The 21,278-nt window shown below is 30.2% G+C and carries 15 protein-coding genes and 10 pseudogenes; 8 read left to right on the top strand and 17 right to left on the bottom strand.

The features are described from left to right. Positions 1-366: 366 nt before the first annotated feature. From OTBS_RS09675 to OTBS_RS17330, 5 genes and pseudogenes are all read right to left on the bottom strand, one after another. Complete coding sequence (locus OTBS_RS09675) at positions 367-1,242, bottom strand: IS982 family transposase (RefSeq protein ID WP_011945158.1); 876 nt, start codon at positions 1,240-1,242, stop codon at positions 367-369. A 565-nt stretch (positions 1,243-1,807) separates the two neighbouring features. After that, positions 1,808-1,933: a hypothetical protein gene (locus OTBS_RS17740; RefSeq protein ID WP_269763926.1), complete on the bottom strand. Its 126-nt coding sequence runs from the start codon at positions 1,931-1,933 to the stop codon at positions 1,808-1,810. After that, positions 1,908-2,498 (bottom strand): annotated as a pseudogene (locus tag OTBS_RS09670) (HD domain-containing protein). Before OTBS_RS09670 ends, OTBS_RS17740 begins: the two are co-directional and overlap by 26 nt. A 100-nt stretch (positions 2,499-2,598) precedes the next feature. Then, positions 2,599-3,456, bottom strand: coding sequence for a sensor histidine kinase (locus tag OTBS_RS17335; RefSeq protein ID WP_011944799.1), 858 nt, complete (start codon positions 3,454-3,456; stop codon positions 2,599-2,601). Between the two features lie 4 nt (positions 3,457-3,460). Continuing rightward, complete coding sequence (locus OTBS_RS17330; protein WP_011944800.1) at positions 3,461-4,207, bottom strand: sensor histidine kinase; 747 nt, start codon at positions 4,205-4,207, stop codon at positions 3,461-3,463. 348 nt (positions 4,208-4,555) lie between these two features. Between OTBS_RS17330 and OTBS_RS13425 the strand changes: the two are divergent. Continuing rightward, positions 4,556-4,752: pseudogene (locus OTBS_RS13425) on the top strand (DNA adenine methylase); the annotation flags it as partial. Positions 4,753-4,859: 107 nt separating this feature from the next. Here OTBS_RS13425 and OTBS_RS09655 read toward each other — a convergent pair. Beyond that, positions 4,860-5,384, bottom strand: coding sequence for a hypothetical protein (locus OTBS_RS09655; RefSeq protein WP_041621256.1), 525 nt, complete (start codon positions 5,382-5,384; stop codon positions 4,860-4,862). Between the two features lie 484 nt (positions 5,385-5,868). On the opposite strand from OTBS_RS09655, the pseudogene OTBS_RS09645 reads away from it, so the two are divergent. After that, positions 5,869-6,672, top strand: a pseudogene (locus OTBS_RS09645) (DNA adenine methylase). An 11-nt stretch (positions 6,673-6,683) separates the two neighbouring features. Here OTBS_RS09645 and OTBS_RS09640 read toward each other — a convergent pair. Continuing rightward, positions 6,684-6,944, bottom strand: coding sequence for a hypothetical protein (locus OTBS_RS09640; protein WP_011945157.1), 261 nt, complete (start codon positions 6,942-6,944; stop codon positions 6,684-6,686). Positions 6,945-7,539: 595 nt separating this feature from the next. On the opposite strand from OTBS_RS09640, the gene OTBS_RS09635 reads away from it, so the two are divergent. Beyond that, positions 7,540-8,400: a hypothetical protein gene (locus OTBS_RS09635; protein WP_011945156.1), complete on the top strand. Its 861-nt coding sequence runs from the start codon at positions 7,540-7,542 to the stop codon at positions 8,398-8,400. A 406-nt stretch (positions 8,401-8,806) separates the two neighbouring features. On the opposite strand, the gene OTBS_RS09630 is transcribed toward OTBS_RS09635, so the two are convergent. After that, a complete protein-coding gene (locus tag OTBS_RS09630; protein WP_011945155.1) occupies positions 8,807-9,064 on the bottom strand; it encodes an ankyrin repeat domain-containing protein in 258 nt (85 codons plus the stop codon). 219 nt (positions 9,065-9,283) lie between these two features. Here OTBS_RS09630 and OTBS_RS09625 point away from each other — a divergent pair, with 219 nt between their 5' ends. Further along, complete coding sequence (locus OTBS_RS09625) at positions 9,284-10,252, top strand: IS110 family transposase (protein ID WP_080571859.1); 969 nt, start codon at positions 9,284-9,286, stop codon at positions 10,250-10,252. A gap of 298 nt (positions 10,253-10,550) precedes the next feature. Here the strand turns inward: OTBS_RS09625 and OTBS_RS09620 are convergent, their stop codons facing one another. From OTBS_RS09620 to OTBS_RS17325, 3 genes and pseudogenes are all read right to left on the bottom strand, one after another. After that, positions 10,551-11,750, bottom strand: coding sequence for a hypothetical protein (locus tag OTBS_RS09620; protein WP_232489011.1), 1,200 nt, complete (start codon positions 11,748-11,750; stop codon positions 10,551-10,553). Then, positions 11,737-11,832 (bottom strand): annotated as a pseudogene (locus tag OTBS_RS14805) (IS5/IS1182 family transposase); the annotation flags it as partial. The pseudogene OTBS_RS14805 and the gene OTBS_RS09620, both read right to left, overlap by 14 nt. 15 nt (positions 11,833-11,847) lie before the next feature. Beyond that, a pseudogene (locus OTBS_RS17325) lies at positions 11,848-13,201 on the bottom strand (acyl-CoA carboxylase subunit beta); the annotation flags it as partial. A gap of 234 nt (positions 13,202-13,435) precedes the next feature. Between OTBS_RS17325 and mnmA the strand changes: the two are divergent. Then, complete coding sequence (gene mnmA / locus OTBS_RS09610) at positions 13,436-14,545, top strand: tRNA 2-thiouridine(34) synthase MnmA (RefSeq protein ID WP_011945154.1); 1,110 nt, start codon at positions 13,436-13,438, stop codon at positions 14,543-14,545. Between the two features lie 612 nt (positions 14,546-15,157). Here the strand turns inward: mnmA and OTBS_RS09605 are convergent. The 5 genes and pseudogenes from OTBS_RS09605 to OTBS_RS09590 form a co-directional block, all read right to left on the bottom strand. Beyond that, the gene (locus tag OTBS_RS09605; protein WP_011945153.1) at positions 15,158-16,501 is read right to left on the bottom strand and encodes a DUF2748 family protein; all 1,344 of its coding nucleotides are present in this window, start codon (positions 16,499-16,501) and stop codon (positions 15,158-15,160) included. A 729-nt stretch (positions 16,502-17,230) separates the two neighbouring features. Next, positions 17,231-17,615: pseudogene (locus OTBS_RS09600) on the bottom strand (ankyrin repeat domain-containing protein); the annotation flags it as partial. Between the two features lie 36 nt (positions 17,616-17,651). Beyond that, entirely contained in the window at positions 17,652-18,227 is a 576-nt protein-coding gene (locus tag OTBS_RS09595; RefSeq protein WP_011945151.1) for an HD domain-containing protein, read from the bottom strand. Positions 18,228-18,461: 234 nt separating this feature from the next. After that, positions 18,462-18,572: pseudogene (locus OTBS_RS13400) on the bottom strand (DnaB-like helicase C-terminal domain-containing protein); the annotation flags it as partial. Between the two features lie 34 nt (positions 18,573-18,606). Then, positions 18,607-19,818, bottom strand: a complete 1,212-nt coding sequence (locus tag OTBS_RS09590) for a hypothetical protein (RefSeq protein WP_232489073.1) — start codon at positions 19,816-19,818, stop codon at positions 18,607-18,609. Between OTBS_RS09590 and OTBS_RS14800 the strand changes: the two are divergent. Further along, positions 19,814-19,909, top strand: a pseudogene (locus tag OTBS_RS14800) (IS5/IS1182 family transposase); the annotation flags it as partial. The gene OTBS_RS09590 and the pseudogene OTBS_RS14800 sit on opposite strands and share 5 nt — an antisense overlap. On the opposite strand, the gene OTBS_RS09585 reads toward OTBS_RS14800, so the two are convergent. Further along, positions 19,901-20,461, bottom strand: coding sequence for a hypothetical protein (locus OTBS_RS09585; RefSeq protein WP_041621373.1), 561 nt, complete (start codon positions 20,459-20,461; stop codon positions 19,901-19,903). The pseudogene OTBS_RS14800 and the gene OTBS_RS09585 sit on opposite strands and share 9 nt — an antisense overlap. Positions 20,462-20,620: 159 nt before the next feature. On the opposite strand from OTBS_RS09585, the pseudogene OTBS_RS17320 reads away from it, so the two are divergent. Continuing rightward, positions 20,621-20,791 (top strand): annotated as a pseudogene (locus OTBS_RS17320) (replicative DNA helicase); the annotation flags it as partial. Between the two features lie 95 nt (positions 20,792-20,886). Further along, positions 20,887-21,222, top strand: a pseudogene (locus OTBS_RS18620) (IS982 family transposase); the annotation flags it as partial. Between the last annotated feature and the right edge of the window lie 56 nt (positions 21,223-21,278).

Raw genomic sequence — 21,278 nt, 5'->3', positions numbered from 1 at the left:
TATTACATTCTTCTTGATTTAGCTTGAAACTATTTTTTTAATAAGATTTAAACATGAGAATAATGATGTAAATCTTTAATATGTCCATATTCTTTATTTTTTCATTATTACCATCAGTTATGTTATTCTGAAGTTCTTACTCTATATTTTCTATCAGTACTGATATTGCTAGCTGTGCATATAGTTTAAACTATTATTTAAGATACAAGCTCAAGTTTGTACTAAACATTAAGTAGGTCATGCTTTAGAGATTCGATATCCTTAACAACGCAAGATTAGGATAAGGAAAAGTATGAAAGGTATAATACAGAAGGTCTACAAAGAATAGTCAATTATTAAGAATGGATATTTGCTAGAAACGCCAATTTAGGATAAGTTGAGAGAAGAAAAAGAAGAGGAGATAAGATAGGGATTAAGTTTGGAGATAGAATAACTAGTAAGAGAAGCAATTATATGAACAAAGAAATTAATAGGAGAACGGTGTCTAGTATAATCTAAATGCATATGTTTTTTTAGTACATTAAAGACAGACTCAATTAAGGAACGTTTATTTAATAACAGCTTATCTTCTATGTCCAATAAATATGTTTTCATATCTTTACGAAGATTAGTAAATAAACGTAGACCATTGGTCAGCAGTTGATGAAATAACTCTTTAGATATGTAGGCTTTATCATCAAACAATTTACCAGATAAGCCTTCAGAAATAACTGAAGCTATAGATAGATCGCTTTTATTGCCTTTAGTAATTTTAACTGACATTATTTCGCCTTTATTATTGATTATAACATGTAGCTTAAAGCCTAAGAACCAGCCATAACTACTCTTACCAATTTTAGAAATTCTGTTAAAAACTCTATTGCTGGAAATACGTTTATTATGACAAATTGCTAACTTTGTAGAATCGATGTAATATATACCAGTCTCTTCTCCTTTCAGATAATGCATTAATACAGCTAGCGGTAGCAACATTCTAGGCCACAGTTGTATTATCCTACTATAGCTTGGTAAACAAAAGTATCCTTTATACTTATGACGCAAGTAATATAGATAATAATTTTTAAAATCCTTGCATGGAGACAAATAAAAATATATCGCTATTGTTAATAACTCAGCTAAGGACAACTTTCCATCTCTGTTCCTTTGATTGCTACTTGGTATTAATCTCTTTCTTTCCCACTCTTGATATATCTTGCAAAAATTATCTATTAAATAGTATACTGTTATAATACATTTTTTCATGTTGGGTTATTCCTTTTTTATTTAAATTTTCTTTTTAACTCAACATCCTCTCTTTGTATACCTTTTATTCACTACCTTTTATACTCTTACTTATCCTAAATTGGCGTTATTAAACTTTATGTCTTGATTTTTCGATGATAGCAACTTTATACGCTCAAGTTTCGTTAACCATGTATTTCTATCTATGCTGTGTACAGTCATAGTTTCCCTCTTGCGTTCTTACTTTTCTGCTAACCCTTCGCTCCGCCCACATTACTGGATTTCATCACTACTATGGCTAACTCAGCCATCCTTACACTATCTCCAAAGCCTTATGTTTCATCACTTGTACTTTGAATACTTACTTAATTACGTAAGAGTTATAAGGACTTCTCAAGTTGTGTCATTAATCTTTACAAACTCGCTGACGCCTGTGACCCCGGTGGTTGAAAATTTTTGGATTTTTACTAGTTTGACCTCCAATCTTCTTTTGCCTACTATGTAGTCTAACATATCGGCTTCCACTATATAAGCCTTTCGGGGATATCACGTTCACCATTTGGTTTCGGCTCGAATGTTTCACTGTCTACGCTTTACTACTGTCGTTACCTTCAGCAGCACAAGACTCGCTATATGGTGGATCTAGCTTCTCCTTCCATAACTGGACTTTCACCAGTAAGATTAATTCACCTTTTCTTGACGCACCTAGCATAAAGCTCACAGTATTTATTTAGTTCTATGGCAATTTCTCGTAATTTAAGGTATTGAGCAAGAGGTATAAATTCTTGCTGAGTTTCAATGACGATTTTTTGTCTTTTTTCATAAGGTTTTATATGTATGGTTTGAATATTATGGAATCGATCGAAAAGCTTAATTAATAATAGTTCTATTTTATTTTGCCTATAAAATGTTTGAATCATTTCTCTAGAACTGATTTTTTTATTATCCTTAATCCTGGTGAGGTCTAAAACCTATTCTGCAATATTATTACCAAATTCTTGACTTATTATTTCTTTGGTTAGTGTTGTGTCTTCGAGTGTATCATGTAGTATTGCTGTAATAATTGTATCAGTTTCAAAGCTGTAGTCTGATACCATATAAGCTACTTCTAATTGATGTGTGTAGTATAGTTCTCCAGTATCTCGCTTTTGCTGACCATGATATTTTTGGGCATAAAATATAGCTTTTTCAACTTTATCAAGATCAATTTCAGTATTAAATCTTACGTTGGTTTCAAACAGCTTATTTAGTAAGCTTTCGCTATAAAAGTCTATCATTTTTCATCTCTAAATAATCTTTAATAAATTATACAATAAATTAAACTTTTTATATACTTCAATCTCAGATAAAAACTGTAAAAGAAGCGAATTAATTTGATTAAAAAAGTTGTACTGGAATATTGCAAGTAATGGTTGTAAACTTGTCTTTTTCACTCTCTATTTCCATTTCTCCATTAAGTTGATTAATAAGGTAATTTACAAACCATAATCCTGATTCAAGCATTAGCGGACAGTCTCTTACCAAGTCAAAATCAGCTAATTTAGCTTTTATATTCCCTAATTTTTCTTTTGAAATACCGCTTCCTTTATCGTGTATTCTAAATTGTAGTATGTTATCGCTTTTTATATAATTTTTTACAGTAAACAAATGAACTGTAATTATAACCTTGTAGCTGTGATTAAATCTAATGACGCTTCCTATTAATTGACTTAATATAGCTTGTAAGTGATCACTATTTCCAATCACAATATCCTTCATTTTGTACTGAAAATTGTAATTGATTTTTATATCTTTCTCTTTTGCAATGTCTTCTAGTCTCCTGACAGCATCCTTTACTAACTTTTGTATGCTAAATTTTTTTAAACATAAATTTTCATTCTCAATTTCGCTTCTAAGCGTGTAAACTACATCATTACAGTACTCTTGGAGATTTACTGCTCGATTTAATATTGTTTTCAGCTTATCTTTATTTTTTGAATCACTTAACATGATCTCGCTTGCTAGCCTTACAATTTCACTAGTTGCAATATTAAATCTATATTTGATATTCTGTATCAGATTCACACAATATTCTTTCAATGATTCAGCTACCTCGACCTGATACTTAGCTTTTCTTAACTTTGTTATTATCTCCATATATTCATCGATATTCTCCCTTTCTCTATTCACTAGCGTAATTGGTATTGGAGGTATTTGTACCATCCATTGGTTAATTGTTTTCTTTTTTGCTTTCATAGCATTATCCTAAAGAAGAGTTAAAACTAGTTATTGGCACTTCAAATGCAAAAGTTATGTAATTCTTTTCCTCTTTTGCTCTTAGTCTTCCTTTTAGCTGATGTGTAAGATGTTTAATAAATGCTAATCCTTCTCCTAGTTCTTGATATGTTACCAAATTCAAATTCTCTAGTTCAGCATTTATTCTTTCTAATTTTTCTTTAGAAGGACTTAGTCCTATGTTTTGTACTGTAAATTGTAATATTTCTGAATACTGATTGATGTTAATAGTAATTTTGCTATTCTTACTACTATTTATAATAGCACTACCAATTAACTGGCTTATTACTGCTTTTATTCGAAAACTATCTCCAATCAGAACTGTCTTTATATCATTTTGAACATTTAGATTTATATTCTCATTTTCAAAATTTTTCCTCATTCTGATAACAGTATTATTTATTAGTGATTCTATGTTAAATGTTTCAATCCTTATATTTGTTGATGCTATGTATTGTCTAAATAAAAAAATTATTCCATTCAGAGAAGCTATTATATTTATCTTTTTTTTATCATAGTTATTTACGATTCGCCTAAAATATTGTATCCAATCTATGAAATTTATGCTTACTTGCCCAGATTTTTCCAGCTGACAGTATAGTTTTTGCAATTCTGCATCTACCTGTTTTATTGTTGTGCTATTAATTCCATCTGTAGATAATTTTTCAGTTAATTTATTGATTTTATTTTGACCTTCGTATTCTATAGGCATAGAATTACCCTGCTATTTAAGTTGTTAAATTGCTTCCTAGAGATTAAAAAGAAAATTTTGCGGTTTAAGTTTTAATCTCTATCAGAATATTATCTAAATCTTAAATCTCAGATAACATCAGGTATACAGTATCATTTCGGTTTTTGTCAGTACATGACTTTTTGTCATAATTATGAAATTTTTTCATCTTTTTTAAAATAGATGCGAAATTATCGCATTGTATCTCTAGCTACAAAAATATCATTAAAAAAGATTTACAAAAAAGCTCTGCAATAGTTATTATTACTAGCTTTAAGGCTTATTTTTTGCTCTAATTCATGGTAGAGATTAAACTAAATCAAAATTCTTGTGTCAACAGCAATTTCTAATGAACTAAAGCCTTTTCTTCACTGGGTTGGAAGTAAAAGGAGAATTGTTAATAAATTAATAGAGCATCTTCCTTCAGGGCCATACTATAATTACCATGAACCATTCCTTGGTGGATGGGCTCTTTATTTTTTCAGGTCAGGCATCTGTTTAAACAATGTTTTTTATCCGATATTAACTAAGGTTTATTGCTGATACTTTTGCTGATGAAATTATAATTTTGCTTTGCTGAGGTTTAAAAAAAGTAGGAAGTCAAAACATGACTTCCATATAGCGCTATAATTGATTATTCAACACCTAAATCACCTGATAAAAACTCTTCAAATTGATCAAGATTTAAAATGTGAGTTTGTTCATAATAATTGTTTAGTTTTTGATCTTCAGCAAACTCTTGTAATTCATTTTTGGCATCCTCATTTAAATCATTAGATACAATAATTAAAACTTTAGCACGTTCTAACTCTGTCTTTTTAATCATGCCAAGAGATTTATTCTGATGTGCAGCCATCTCAGATGTAAGTTCATCCTTATGATTATGACTAAAATCTTTTACTAAATACACCGTATTATATGACCTTGGATGATCATAATTTACATATTCTACTGAATATATTCTATTACTAAAATGATGATCATTAACTTGTCCATTACCTTTACTTTCATAAAAACGAGCTACCTGAGTAATATTAAAATTTTGGTCATCAGTTTCTCCAATAACAATTAAAGACTTATTTGTTTTTTCTGTCTTGAATAAAAAATCGATTGTTTTCTTTCCAAGGTCTGATAACTGTTCAAAATATCTTCTATACATAATCACCTCTCATTTAAGATTAAGTCATATTATTATACTTTATACTATCTATATTTTCAAGAATTATCCTTAACTAATATTTTTTCTAACCTCTTCTGTACATTGAATTCTGATTTATTATTCTAAACTGATTATTTCTGTTGAAAGTAGTAAGGAAAATAGCGAGAGATTAGTTTCTAAAAGAGATATATGACTTTGAAACGGAATAAAATTTAGTTAGATATCATTTATACCTTAAATCTCAGATAACATCAGGTATACAGTATCATTTCGATTTTTATCAGTACATGGCTTTTTGTAATATTTCTGAAAATTTTTTCATTTTTTTAAAATAGATGCGAAATTATCGCATTGTATCTCTAGCTACAAAAATATCATTCAAAAAAGATTTACAAAAAAAGCTCTGTAACAGTTATTATTACTGGCTTCAAGGCTTGTTTTCTGCTATAATTCATAGTAGAGATTTAATTAATCAAAAATTCTTGTGTCAACAGCAATTTCTAATGAACCAAAGCCTTTTATTCACTGGGTTGGAGGCTAAAGGAGAATTGTTAATAAATTAATAGAACATCTTCCTTCAGGGCCATACTATAATTACCATGAACCATTCCTTGGTGGAGGTGCTTTATTTTTTCAAGTTAGGCATCTGTTTAAACAATGTTTTTTGTCTGATATTAATCTCGACTTAATTACTAGTTATCACGCTGTAAAAAAGAATCCAAATGAAGTCAACAGGTTACTAAATCTATATCACAAAAACCATTCTGAAAATCACTACTATAAAATAAGAGACAATTATTATAGTAATGATCCTAATGATATCACGGCAAAATTTATATATCTTAATAAATACTCTTTTAGAGGAATTTATAGGCTAAACAGAGATGGTACATCTGCTCAAACATTTTCTGATAAGCAATATCTTAAGCTTCATATTTGCTCTAGAATAAATAAATGTAGTAACCTTCTGGCTGGTGTATCAATTTGCGCTATGGATTTTTCGTTTATAGAACCTAAAAAAGGTGACTTCGTTTATCTTGATCAGCCTTACCACCAATCAGGAGAACGTTTCTATACCAGAGTTCCATTTGATGAAAAAGAGCAAATCAGACTACGGGATTTTGTTTATGAACTAAACAATAAAGGTGTTAAAATTATGCTTTCAAATAATAATACTGCATTCATTAGAGACATATACAAAGACTTTTTCATCACTCATATTCCAGTCACATACTCAATCAATGAACAGCGAAATTTCGTTAATGAGCTAATCATTACTAACTACTGAACTCATTTCATTCAACAATGCAAACGAAATCCAGAACGTATATAAAAAGGAAGTGAATTATCGCTATTATTATAGGTGCCACCAAATTCAATGTCTGTATAATATATACCATATAAGTCTACTGCAATGCCAACTCCCAACTCTCCTCTAATACCTTCCTTGAAAACTGACATTATGCCACCTGTAGCAAAAATTGATCCTATATTACCAGCAATTATATTATAATAATAATTTCCTTGGACAAAATTATATGCTTTAAGGATATTAGTCATAAACCCTAGCCTTATAACGCCAGATTAGGATAAGTGGAAGCATGAAAAGCATAATGAAAAAGGTTTATAAGACATAATGTACAATTATGATTATGTGATATATTAAATATAGTTTTAATTAATAGCCATTTATAGTTATTTACAATGAAGTTTGCGTATAATATCGTGTTAGCAAACCTTATGCAGCTATTATCGCTTTTTTTCTATACGCAAACTTCATTGTAAATGACTATATTTGTTGCTCGCATGTCTGCAAATGAAAATTTAGAATAAGAAACAGTTAGAAAGAGATAATATACAAGTGTTACAATGCTCAATGTTCAGGTTATTAAGTATAGTATTCTGAACTAGTACTTGTAGAAATATGAGCAATAAATAAACCGTCATTAATTGAAATTATATTTAAATATATTGCACAATTATAATTGTACATTATGTCTTATAAACCTTTTTTATTATGCTTTTCATGCTTTCCTTTGTTCTAATCTGGCGTATAAAAACATACTGTGAGCTTCATGCTAATTAATTTAATAAATGATTGACAATTGTTAAGTTAATTCTATGATTAGTTAATAAAGATTAATTAATTGTAATAATGTTTAATAATATTTATAGCTTTATAGGGAATGGAGTAATTTCAGTAACAAACGTTACTATCAAATACACAGAGTGGTGTATTAAGAACTACATTCCAGCAACCTTTGACTACCAAATAACTGCAATGAGACTGCTACCTTCATTCAACTTGAATAATACAAAAATGTTATTTATATGTAATTTTGACATTAAGCCTCAGTTTCCTGAATTTGCAGAAAATTATGATATAATACTTTCTTTTACAGGAGCACTTAACTCTGATTTGCCTAAATGTACAGGTCAAGAAATATTAGCACCAAGTAATGTTACATCTAAAGATGAAATTATATACGCTTTAACTCCAGCTGGAATTGCTAATTACAGTATAAAAATTTGTAAAATAATTGAATCTAATTTTAAAATTCTACAAGAAATTTTGTATGACATAAAGCCCCATGATAGTAATAATATTAATAGTGCAAAATTTACTGATATAATAAGTAGTTCTAGTACAGCAGTTGTTGATGTTACACCTAGCTCTACAGATGAAAATCATTCAATTTTTACAGCAAAAACAGTAATATTGATAGGATTAGGAACTTTAGTAACTTTAGGAACCTTAGTTGTTTCTGGACCGATAATATATAATTGGTGGTACAAAAAAAATAAAACTGATACCAATACTGGTGTTAAAAATTTAAGTACAGCAGAAAAGCAACAAAGTATAGATGATGATAACGGCAGCAATATGTGCGAAGACTCCCAGACACTTAATCATGCAGGAGAATGTGAATCTACAGCACTAAACAAGCAAATATCAGAAATATCAGAAATATCAGAAATATCAGAAATATCAGAAATGCTAGGTAATGTTGTATAGATGATGTAATTAAATAGGAGTTCTAAGATACAAGCTCTAGTTTATATTGAACATCAAGTATGCCATGCTTTAGGAATTCTATATTTTTGACATGGCCGGTACCATATCCAATAATCTTAAACATTTGGATGTTGTGTTAAAGCTTCTTTTAAACGCCAGATTAGGATAAGTTGAGTGATGAAAAAGAAGAGGAGATAAGATAGGAATTAAGTTTGGAGATAGAATAACTAGCAAGAGAAGCAATTATATGAACAAAGAAATTAATAGGAGAGCGATGTCTAGTAACGCTAGATTAGGATAATGAAAGGTATAAAAGGTATAATCTAAAAGTCCTACAAAGAGTAGTAAATTGTTGAGAATAGATATTATAAAGGCATATTTGCTAGAAATATTATAGCAGTAAATGTTAGATACATAGTTCTGAATGCTGTATGCAAAACAGTGTGCCCATCATTATTTTTGCGTTTATGTCAGCTCCATTGTTCAGCAAAATCTTAGCAATAGGTAGATTCTTATATTTTAAAGCAACAGATAAAGCTGTAATACCGTCTTTATATTTTGAATTGACAAGTGTACTATCATTATTAATAAGATGCTTCACTTTTTCAAAATCACCATCTTTAATAGCGCGATGTAAAGCATATTTAGTCTTAGATTCAGACATCATTTTACTCCTTGTATGATAAAAATAAGTGAAATTGCAATAAAATAAAAGATTATAGCAATAGCACAAAAGAAAGCTAGTATACAGTTATGCTCCTAAGGCTACTAGCCTGAATTTTAGATAAGTAACTATCTTTTTTAACTAAAAACCGGACGGTATTCTTAGGCAAAAAAGCCTGTATTTACAAGGTTGGTTTTGAGATATTTAACATAAAATTTGGTGATTATGAATAGTATAATTGTAGGAATTGATATTTCTAAAGAGACATTTGATGCCGCTGTGTTAATTAATCATAAAGTTCAAACAAGAAAATTTAATAATAATTCTGAAGGATTTAACAAATTAGTAACATGGTTAAAAAGCAGAGAAACTGGACATGTTTGTATGGAAGCAACATGTATCTACTGGAAAAGCTTAGCGAAATATCTGTACGATTATGGCTATAAAGTAAGTGTAGTAAATCCTGCTCGTATTAAAGGTTTTGCAATGAGTAAACTTAGTCGTACAAAAACAGATAAAGCAGACAGTGTATTAATAGCAGATTTTTGCAAAGCAATGAAACAGGAAGCATGGTATCCACAGCCGCATTATATTCAAGAACTACAGCAGCTGGTTAATCGCCTGAATGTTTTAATTAAGCATAAAACACAAGAAACAAATAGATTAGAAGGAGCTTCTAAAGCAATTGCTAATAATATTCAAATGCACATTGAATTTCTTGAAACACAAATTAAAGAAATTGAACAACTAATCAATGACCATATTAAAAATAACAAAGATCTTCACAATAAAGCTATGTTACTTGAATCAATACCAGGTATAGGAGCAAAAACACAAGCTATAGTTCTGGCTTTTTTAGCAGATATTGAGAAATTTAGTTCTGCTAAACAAGTTGTAGCTTTTGTAGGTCTTAATCCTAAGCATCGTCAATCTGGTAGTTCTGTGCGTAGCGCTAGTAGAATCTCTAGAACTGGTAATTCAGATCTACGTAAGTCTTTTTATATGCCTGCTATGTCTGCCTTAAGACATAATTGTATTATCAAGCATTTTTCTCAACGTTTATCTAACACTGGTAAACCCAAAATGCTTATCCTTACTGCTGCTATGCGTAAGTTACTACATATTATTTATGGCGTTTTGAAGCATAATTCTCCTTTTAATCCTAATGTTTCAATCCAGCAAAAATAATAATTTTATAAAAACTTACATCTTTTTTATAAAATTATTATTTCTTTTCTTGACTCTTAACACGGTATCTAAAATTATACTATCACTATTGTAATATAATCTTCAGTACAGCTTTGCTTAGCAGCAAAGTATAGAACGATAAATAATTATTAAATAATTATTCATGAATTTTAACCTTTTGAAACCTTCGCAATCTGTTAAAGGGTTATCATATAACTTACAATATAACAAAAAAATAAATAAAGCACCATAATTTTTCTGAGTAGAATTTTGTATTTCACAGCTATTAATCATTAATCTAACTTTCTACAAACTCAACTAATTCAAACGAAAACCCTTGAGCTGCAAAAGCACGCTCTAGAATGGGTTTAAAATTTGATTTGATATAGCTATTTGCAAAGCTTGTTAGAGCCTTAATGAATATCTTTTTATTAACATTATCTTCATTTACAACTTCTAACTTACTAAACCATAGTTTATCAATAACTTGCTCATATTCGTAATGTTGAAGTATGTATTTTCGTACTTTGAACAATATAGAGTTAGAACTTAGCTCTTTACTAAGTTCTGAAAGGTAATCTTCATCACTCATTTGTTGCTGTAAAATTGTTGTTTTTTGATACTCCGTTGTGTTATTGATAACTTGTTTTGATTCATCAAATGGTATAACTTGTAACTGCTCAATATCATTGCTATGCACAGCTCGTACCTCCTGTAATATCTTGAATTTAATATGATCTGATAGTAAAATATTCTTAATCAACTTGATGTAATATTTGTTTTTAACTGCTGCCCCAAAATCACAAGATGTTAAAATTTGATAAGCAGTATCTGCTTCAAAGACTCCAGCTATTTTACGCTTCAACTGAGCCTTCATACTACGATCTGTATCAGATTCAATATTTGCTAGATACTGTTCTTTAAATCTTCCTACATCATTAAATCGAAAATTTCCACTATTAGCCTGATCAGTAGTTAGTAATTCATTTGCTAAGGCTTTTGCCATATAGTTTAGCACTGCTATCTTATTTTCAAAATAACGGAATGAATATTTATTTGATAACTTCAACAGTAATTGATTTATGAAGTATATGTTGAAGCTTCTACTAGACATACGTTGTAGTATAACTGCATCTTCTGGTGTTAGTGGATAATAATCTGCTAGTCTTTTTCTTTTGGGGCAGCATTCATTCTTTTCAACCTCTGAATTATCGATAATAGCTGGAGTTGCTAACTTACTGTTTTGCTCATAATCATTGTTTGATGGCTTGTCATTACTAACATCACTAAGCTCATAGAAATTCAAATTCTGTTGTTGCTGTTGATCTTCTTTTTCATTTCCTACTAACTCAATTTCTATAAAATCATCAGATTCAGTATATTTAAACTTCAAATTTTGCTGCTGATCTTCATTTTTATTTTGATCATTCTCTACTAACTTAACTTCAGTAGATCTAGATCTATTAGACTTCTTTCGAAACTGGTTAAGGTAGTTCAAAATTATAAATGCCAGAGATCAAATTAAATCTAAGACCGAATCTTTTAGGTCTATTTCGATATTTGTCAGCAATAATTTTGAACTACCTTAACCAGTTTCGAAAGAAGTCTATTCTAAAATTTTCTTCTGCCTTAAATTCAGGGCTAATATATGAATTTTTATATAGAACTTCTATAGCAACTTTAGGCCCTAAAACGCCTATTTCAGCATTACACCAAGCATAATAATATCTCAACTTAAATATGTTTTGAACTCATAACTATATAAGCTCCACCATATGCTTTTCTAGTAATGAAAGTTATTTTAGGTACTGTTGCTTTAGCATAAACATATAATAATTTAACTCCATGCTTTATTATACCATTACTTTCCTGATTTTGACCTAGTAAAAATCCAGGAGTATCGACTAAAGTAACTAATAGTATGCTAAATACATCACAAAATCTAATAAATCTAGCGGCCTTTCTTGAAGCGTTAATGTCTAAGCATACTGCTAAATATAGAGGTTGATTAGCAATAATGCCTACAGGATTGCCTTCCATATATCAAAATCCAATAATAATATTTTTAGCAAAATCAGGCTGCAACTCAAAAAATATCCTTCATCAGCTACTCTTTCAACTAGTTCATTCATATCATAAGGTTTATTAGGATTTATTGGCGCTAAAGTATTTAATTACATGTTCACTCTATCTGCTGGATCATTAGTTTCTTGATATGGAGTAAGATGAGTGTTTGATAAAGGAAGGAAATTAAAAAATTTTCTAATTTCAAGCAATGCTGCAATATCATTTTCAAAAGCCAAATCAGCTATGCCACTTTGCGTTGTATGCACAAAACTTCCACTAAGTTTAGCAGAACTAATATCTTCACCTATTACTTGCTTTACTACATCAGGACCTGTTAGAAACAGGTAAGAGGTATTTTTTTTACCATAATAAATCTATAAGCGCAGGAGAATACACAGCTCCTCCAGCATATGGTTCCATTATTACTGAAATTTGAGGTATTACTCCTGGAGTAATGACATTTTTCTGAAAAATCTCGCTATATCCTCCAAGCGAATCTATACCTTCCTGAATTCTAGCTCTTTCTAGAGTCATTGATACAGATTATTGGAGCTCTTAACATCTATAGCAGTGTCAATTAATTTACAGATTTTTTTAGCATACACCTCTCCTAATGAACCTCCAAGAGCAGTAAAATCTTTGCTATATACAAATACTAAACGACAATTGATTGTACCATGGCATTGTAATTACTCCATCACCAAGAAACATTTTGCTACTCATATCAAAGTTACTACAGCGATGTTTGGCAAACATACCTACTTCTTCAAAGCTCTAATGATCAAGTAAAACTTCTATGCGTTCACGAGCTGTAAGCTTCACTTTACTATGCTGAATATCAATTTTGCTACTTCCTCCTCCCCTTGCATAGCTTTTTGACGCTTTACTTCTAGGTTAGCTTATATCTGTAAGTTATTGTGATTCATAACTCAATCTTAAAAAATAATGTTGACAGAATTTTTTAAGACTTAGTATACTCTGAGCAATGTAAAAAGGATACATACAAGTATTTTAAAATTATTGAAGGTGATTTACTAATAATTAAAGACATAAAATATTAAGTAAGTATTAATTGAGTTATAATTAGAATATAAATATATAGTTAGCTATCAAATTATGTTGAATCTAAAAGTTGCAAAAGAACAAGCCACAATAGTAGTAGCAATGTCTGGAGGAGTAGATAGTTCTACTGTTGCTGCTATTTTAAAAGAAGATGGATATAACGTTATTGGTATTACTATGCAATTATATAATCATGATACAGCTATAAACAGAAAAGGAGCATGTTGTGCTGGTCAGGACATTTATGATGCTAAATTTGTAGCTAACCAGCTACAAATTCCACACTATGTGCTTAATTATAAAGATAAATTCAAAGAATCAGTAATTGATAATTTTATCGAATCATATATTAATGGTGAAACTCCATTACCTTGCGTTCAATGCAATCAATCAGTAAAATTTCATGATCTATTAAACTTTGCAAAAGATCTTCAGGCTGATGCATTAGTAACTGGGCATTATGTTAGGCGCATTGATACTGCTAATGGAATAGAACTACACAAAGCTGTTGATAGTAAAAAAGATCAGAGTTATTTTTTGTTTGCCACTACTAAATCTCAATTGCAATACCTACATTTCCCTTTAGGAAATATGACAAAAGATGAAACTAGGTATCATGCTAACAGGTATGGTCTACATATTGCAGATAAGCCTGATAGTCAGGATATTTGCTTTGTAGCTGATGGAGCATATCATAATGTTGTTGCAAAACTAAAGCCTAATGCTAAAAAGCCTGGTAAAATTGTACATATTGATGGGTACATTCTTGGTGAGCATCAAGGCATTATAAATTTTACTATAGGTCAAAGGCGTAGAATAGGAATAAGTTTTTCTGATCCACTATATGTTATTAACATTGATGCTCAACAAAATATTGTATATGTTGGACCAGAGTCTAAGCTGTTTAAAACAACTTTTATGATTCATAGTTTGAACTGGCTAGGTCCAGGAAATATGCTGGTAGAACCACTAGATGTAGAAGTAAAGGTGCGATCTACTCACTCAGCTGTACGAGCCAAACTATATCCTTATAGTAATTCAATGGTAAAAGTTATTTTAAACGAACCTGAGAAGGCTATTGCACCAGGGCAAGCTTGTGTAATATATAAAGGTGATTTAGTGTTAGGAGGTGGATGGATTGCTAAAGAACAAACTCAAAGTTAATATTAACTAGCTTTGAGTTTGATATAATGGATATATCAAAGAGTTAAAAAGAAATGAAAAGATAATTCAAGTTTGAAAAGGAAACAGGAATAAGTGTATCTTTTCTAAGAACTCTAGTTATCACTAGCAGCTGATACTCTATACTGAGCTTATTCTTACGATATTTTTCTTTATACTCTAACTCTTACCTTATATCGAATTTAGGTTATTGTAGCATTAAAAACGCCAGATTAGGATAAGGAAAAGTATGAAAAGCATAATGAAAAAGGTATACAAGAGATAATGTACAATTATAATTATGTGAGATATTAAATATAGTTTTAATTAATAGCCATTTATTTATTGCTCGCATGTCTGCAAATGCAAATTTAGAATAAGAAACAGTTAGAAAGAGATAATATACAAGCGTTAGAATGGTCAATGTTCAGGTTATTAAGTATAGTATTATGAACTAATACTTGTAGAAATATGAGCAATAAATAAACAGTTATTAATTGAAATTATATTTAAATATATCGCATAATTTAATTGTGCATTATCTCTCGTAGGCCTTTTACATTAGGCCTTTCATGCTTTTTCTTATCCTAAACTGGCGTTAAAAATGCAGACTTTTTAAACTTCACGAGAAGGTAAAGAAGTTTTTTTAAAAAATGGCCATAATTTCTTTATTCTATATTTGAGAGTTTGGCTAACATAATTCAGATTTCGCATATAAGGTTTTCCTGTAATATACTGATATCTATCAATTAATGATGGAATTACCTGCTTATAGTAAATATAATACAGATCTTGCATTATTGACATTGTAGTTATATGTCCCCATTTTATTACTTGCTGCGGTACCCTAGCTAAAGCTTCAACGCAAGCAATAGCTTCCTCAGCATCAGGATCATCTCTTTTATAAACCTCAGCTTTTGGTTCTAAGTTTGAGATCATATCAAGAATCATTGCTTTTAACATTAAGCCAGAATATTGCTCATTTTTATAGACTTTAACAAATATAAAATCTTCTTGTTTGATCATAAAATAAAGCTTTTGCTTATAGAAAAAACTTAACAGTCTAGCCCATAATAGTTTAATACCTTTAACTTTATTTTTACGATAAAATTTTACTGATTTTTCATAAGTAATTAAGCTATTAAGTCCTACACACTCAAGGTTTTGTAGAATTTTATAGCATCTGGATAAATCGCTACGCCTTGCATGTAAAACATTAGGTTTAGCCTTTGTAAAAGATGAATTAACTGAATGTCGGCCAACAATATTAGCATTAATATCGCGGTAAATATCAGCATAATGCCCCAATTCTTGTGCTGCAATGATTTGCAGTCTTGCTATCGCTGGCCAACCATCGCCATAAATAGATTGCTCTTGATAGCGTTGAGTAAAAAAGAATGGATTACCACCACATGAAACATATATTGCTATATTATTTCCATTGATACTTTGCATACCACTATTTTGACCAGCATATTTCCAGGTAGCAATATCCATAACATCTCCTATCTGGTTTGAATAGGATATAAATACTTCTACTCGTTCTAATAGCAGCCAATGAATTACTATTGGATGGGCTGATTGTACAAATAACCTTGCTAATTTAAGTAGTAGATCCTGTTCTACTGCAAGCTGCATAGCCATTTTTTTCTGTAAAACACTAACTATCTGATTAACTTTATGAATGACTTTATCTTTTTCTATTATTTTCTTATAAATATTAACTAGCATTGCTTTAGTATGATGCTGAAGCTTAGGATCATTAAGCTCCTCATTTGAAATAGCAATATTAACATTCAAGCTAGGTTCAGATAAACGAACAAAATTGATTTTTGGTTCAGCATCAACTCGTAGCTTTCCTGATTGTACTAAAGATTGAGCTAAATTTTCATATTCAACCATCATGTCTTCATGTTCTATAGCTGGTAGTTTATGAAGTATATGATATAAATTTGACATAATATTGCTTTAAAGATAGCATAGATATATAGATAATATTACTATAAAATATAACCACAAAATTTCATATAACTAAGCATATATGATATAAATTCTAGCAATATCTATGAAATTGATCTTATAGTTAAATATTTGATTGTTATTTTGCCAGTAGTTAATATTTCAAAAAATACACATTATACTCACTTAACATGAAGAGTTGGAAATGGAAGAAATGACAATAATTGTGTAGATCATGTGATATGTTGATTACTCATATGCTAGGTGAGTCAAGATAAGGTGAATTAATCTTACTGGTTAAAGACCAGTTATGGAAGGAGAAGCTAGATCTGCCATATAGCGAGTCTTGTGCTGCTGAAGGTAACAACAGTAGTAAAGCGTAGACAGCGAAATATTCGAGCTGAAATCAAATGGTGAACGTGATAGCACTGAAAGTGAGGTGTAGTGGAAGCCGATATGTTCTAGTCCATAGTAGGCAAAAGAAGATTGGAGGTCAAACTAGTGAAAATCCAAAAATTTTCAACTACCGGGGTCGCAGGCGTCAGCGAGTTTGTAAAGATTAATGACACAACTTGAGAAGTCCTTATAAGTCTTACGTAATTAAGTAAGTATCAAAGTACAAGTGGTGAAACATAAGGCTTTGGAGATGGTGTAAAGATGGCTGAGTTAGCCATAGTAGTGATGAAACTCAATAATGTGGGTAGAGCAAAGGGTTAGCAGAAAAGTAAGAATGTAAGAGGAAAAAGGTGTATTACCTTGATTATTCTCGATATTTACATCAGCGTTATATTTTAGCAGTAATGCTATATGATCATTGCAATAGGTAGGATATTTTTCGAAAAACTCATAATATACTTGAATTCTGTCAACAACAAGATGTAAAGCAGTGTGCCCATCATTATTTTTTGCGTTTACATTAGCTCCATTGTTCAGCAAAATCTTAGCAATATGTAGATTCTTATATTTCAAAGCAAGATATAAAGCTGTAGTACCATCTTTATATTTTGAATTGACAAGTTGTACTATCCTTATTAATAAGCTGCTTCACTTTTTTAATATCACCATCTTGAATAGCGCTATGTAAGGTATACTTAGTCTTAGATTTAAATATCATATATTTAATCGCTTCATTCTCAATTATTTCTACATTTTAACTAGCATGAAGTTTACAATATTCACTTAAGCGTTCTCCAATCTCTGGTAGTTTAAGGTATTCAGCAAGAGCTATAAATTCTTGCTGAGTTTCAAATATTATTTCTTGCCTTTTTTGAGGAGGTTTGATGAATATAGTTGTAATATTATGGAATCGATCAAAAAGCTTGATTAGTAACAGTTCTGTTTTATTTTGGCTGCGTAATATTTGTATCATTTCCATAGCACTGATTTTCTTATTATCCCTAACTCTGGTAAGGTCTGAAACCTGTTCTGCAATATTAGCACCAAATTCGTACCTTATTCTTTCTTTAGTTAGTTTTGTGTCTTCAAGTGTATCATGTAGTATTGCAGTAATAATTGTATCTGTTTCAAAGCTGTAGTCTGATACCATGTACGCTACTTTCAATGGATGTGTGTAGTAGAGTTCTCCAGTATCTCTCTTTTGCTGGCCATGATATTTTTTAGCATATTTTATTGCTCTTTCAACTTTATCAAGATCAATTTTGGTGTTAAATCTTACGTTGGTTCTGAACAGCTTATTTATTAAGCTCTCACTATAAAAATCTATCATTTTCCATCTCTAAATGGTTATTAATAAATTATACCATAATTTAAATTTTTTGTATACTCCAATCCCAGATAAAAACTGGAAAAGAAGCAAATTAAATTATAAATTTTTGGATTCAGTTATCACGATGCCAAAAAAACCAATCTTGAGTTGCATATCTCTGGTGTTAATGAGTAAAATTTTGCTGTAATTTTTTTTGGACAAGCATTTTTTCATTTATGCATAATCTAGTGTTTATTAACTTTGATGAGAGTTTTTAACAATATTGCAAAATTTAGAATACCTACTATTATAGTGCAACTTCACTGTACCAACTGGCCCATTACGGTGTTTAGCAACAATTATTTCATGAGATTCAGCAACTTCCATATTACCCTTAAGTTTACTTACACTGAACTAATTCAAACGAAAACCCTTGAGCTTCAAAAGCACGCTCTAGAATGAGCTTAAAATTTGATTTGATATAGCTATTCGCAAAGCTTGTTAGAGCCTTAATAAATATCTTTTTATTAACATTATCTTCATTTACAACTTCTAATTTACTAAACCATATTTTATCAATAACTTGCTCATATTCGTAATGTTGAAGTATGTATTTTCGTACTTTGAACAATATAGAGTTAGAACCTAGCTCTTTACTAAGTTCTGAAAGATAATTCTCATCACTTATTTGTTGCTGTAAAACTGTGGTTTTTTGATACTCCGTTGTGCTATTGGTAACTTGTTTTGATTCATCAAAATGGTATAACTTGTAACTGCTCAATATCGTTGCCATGCACAGCTCATACCTCTTGTAGTATCTTGAATTTAATATATGATCTGACAGTGAAATATTCTTAATCAACTTGATGTAATATTTGTTTTTAACCGCTGCTCCAAAATCACAAGAGGTCAAAATTTGATAAGCCATATCTGCTTCAAAGACTCCAGCTATTTTACGCTTCAACTGAGCCTTCATACTACGATCTGTACCAGATTCAATATTTGCTAGATACTGTTCTTTAAATCTTCCTACATCATTAAATCCAAAATTTCCACTATTAGCCTGATCAGTAGTTAGTAATTCATTTGCTAACGCTTTTGCCATATAGTTTAGCACTGCTATCTTATTTGCAAAATGACGGTTTGGATATTTATTTGATAACTTCAACAGTAATTGATTTATGAAGTATATGTTGAAGCTTCTACTAGACATACGTTGCAGTATAACTGCATCTTCTGGTGTTAGTGGATAATAATCTGCTAGTCTTTTTCTTTTGGGACAGCATTCATTCTTTTCAACCTCTGAATCCTTAGTAATAGCTGGAGTTGCTAACTCACTATTTTGCTCATAATCCTTGTTTGATGGCTTGTCATTACTAACATCACTAAGCTCATAGAAATTCAAATTCTGTTGTTGCTGTTGATCTTCTTTTTCATTTCCTACTAACTCAATTTCTATAAAATCATCAGATTCCGTATATTTAAACTTCAAATTTTGCTGTTGATCTTCATTTTTATTTTGATCATTCTCTATTAACTTATCTTCAGTAGATCTAGATCTATTATTATTTTTTTTATTAGACCTCTTTCGAAACTGGTTAAGGTAGTTCAAAATTATTGCTGACAAATATCGAAATGGACGTAAAAGATTCGGTCTTAGATTTAATTTGATCTCTGGCATTTATAATTTTAAACTACCTTAACCAGTTTCGAAAGAGGTCTATTATTATTATATCTATATATGTAGCTGCAATTTTTTGCAGGTTCACCTGCAAATTCTTGCAAATTGGTGTGAAAATTTTTTTGTTGTAGAAGGACAATTTTTTCTTCTTTTTTTCTTTTTCAGTGAAACGCTGAAAATTTTTTAGAAGTTTCACACAAAGAACATTACGCAACTTAAAATTGTTTTTAATTATTGTCCTATTTTCAACTTCAATGAAACCTGCATTTCTTAATTCAACCAAGCATTGTCTAACTCTGCGGTAACGAAGGTTTAACTCCTTTTCAAAAAAGTAATAACTTTCCTGTAATTCATCTATATCTTTGTTGTAATAGATATGTAGTCTATATACTATAAATGATAAAAGCTGTTTAGATGTCTTGCTTAAAGCTTTAGCATTATCGCCAATCAGATCTTTCCATTCTGCTGGAACAAAATTTCCAATAAAACGATAAAAGACAGTTGCATTATTGTTACTATTGTTATTAGCAATTTTGCAATTATTGCTTGCCAAATTACGCAAATTTAGCGCCATTTCTAACCTCCAAAAATGTCAGATATAGCAGGTGGTTCAGGCGATTTTAGCTATCAAAAACCACATTTTTTTTAGCACAAATGTAGCAATTTTGTAGCTACACTCGAAATTTAACACTCTGAAAGGCTTATAATAACTTAAGTAGTTTTAAACCATACAGCTATAAGTCAGATCGAAACTGCTGAATCTCAATTATATGATTGAGCTTCAAGAGGAACTTTAAGTCAAGGATTTATAAAATTACAAACTTCAATTGAAGAATCATGGACATCAATTTCAGCTTCCATTCAGAATAAAAACTCTATTAATGGCATTAGTAACGCCAGATTAGGATAAGGAAAATATGAAAGGTAGTGAATAAGAGGTATACAAAGAGATAATGTTGAGTTAAAAAGAAAATTTAAATAAAAAAGGAATAACCCAACATGAAAAAATGTATTATAACAGTATACTATTTAATAGATAATTTTTGCAAGATATATCAAGAGTGGGAAAGAAAGAGATTAATACCAAGTAGCAATCAAAGGAACAGAGATGGAAAGTTGTCCTTAGCTGAGTTATTAACAATAGCGATATATTTTTATTTGTCTCCATGCAAGGATTTTAAAAATTATTATCTATATTACTTGCGTCATAAGTATAAAGGATACTTTTGTTTACCAAGCTATAGTAGGATAATACAACTGTGGCCTAGAATGTTGCTACCGCTAGCTGTATTAATGCATTATCTGAAAGGAGAAGAGACTGGTATATATTACATACCTTTCATGTTTAAGATGATTTAACTAACTAGAAGAAATAAGTTAGATTAAGAGTT

The organism is Orientia tsutsugamushi str. Boryong (genome assembly GCF_000063545.1).
Taxonomy (GTDB): domain Bacteria; phylum Pseudomonadota; class Alphaproteobacteria; order Rickettsiales; family Rickettsiaceae; genus Orientia; species Orientia tsutsugamushi_C.
This window is presented reverse-complemented; position numbering and strand designations above follow the sequence as displayed.

Excerpts from the sequence above, each read along its gene's own strand:
- OTBS_RS09675 (WP_011945158.1), bottom strand. The coding sequence starts at position 1,242 with ATGAAAAAATGTATTATAACAGTATACTATTTAATAGATAATTTTTGC.
- OTBS_RS09630 (WP_011945155.1), bottom strand. The coding sequence starts at position 9,064 with ATGTCTGAATCTAAGACTAAATATGCTTTACATCGCGCTATTAAAGAT.
- OTBS_RS09640 (WP_011945157.1), bottom strand. The coding sequence starts at position 6,944 with ATGACTAATATCCTTAAAGCATATAATTTTGTCCAAGGAAATTATTAT.
- OTBS_RS17335 (WP_011944799.1), bottom strand. The coding sequence starts at position 3,456 with ATGAAAGCAAAAAAGAAAACAATTAACCAATGGATGGTACAAATACCT.
- OTBS_RS09605 (WP_011945153.1), bottom strand. The coding sequence starts at position 16,501 with ATGTCAAATTTATATCATATACTTCATAAACTACCAGCTATAGAACAT.
- OTBS_RS17740 (WP_269763926.1), bottom strand. The coding sequence starts at position 1,933 with ATGCTAGGTGCGTCAAGAAAAGGTGAATTAATCTTACTGGTGAAAGTC.
- OTBS_RS09635 (WP_011945156.1), top strand. The coding sequence starts at position 7,540 with ATGTTTAATAATATTTATAGCTTTATAGGGAATGGAGTAATTTCAGTA.
- OTBS_RS09585 (WP_041621373.1), bottom strand. The coding sequence starts at position 20,461 with ATGGCGCTAAATTTGCGTAATTTGGCAAGCAATAATTGCAAAATTGCT.
- mnmA (WP_011945154.1), top strand. The coding sequence starts at position 13,436 with ATGTTGAATCTAAAAGTTGCAAAAGAACAAGCCACAATAGTAGTAGCA.
- OTBS_RS09595 (WP_011945151.1), bottom strand. The coding sequence starts at position 18,227 with ATGATAGATTTTTATAGTGAGAGCTTAATAAATAAGCTGTTCAGAACC.
- OTBS_RS09655 (WP_041621256.1), bottom strand. The coding sequence starts at position 5,384 with ATGTATAGAAGATATTTTGAACAGTTATCAGACCTTGGAAAGAAAACA.
- OTBS_RS17330 (WP_011944800.1), bottom strand. The coding sequence starts at position 4,207 with ATGCCTATAGAATACGAAGGTCAAAATAAAATCAATAAATTAACTGAA.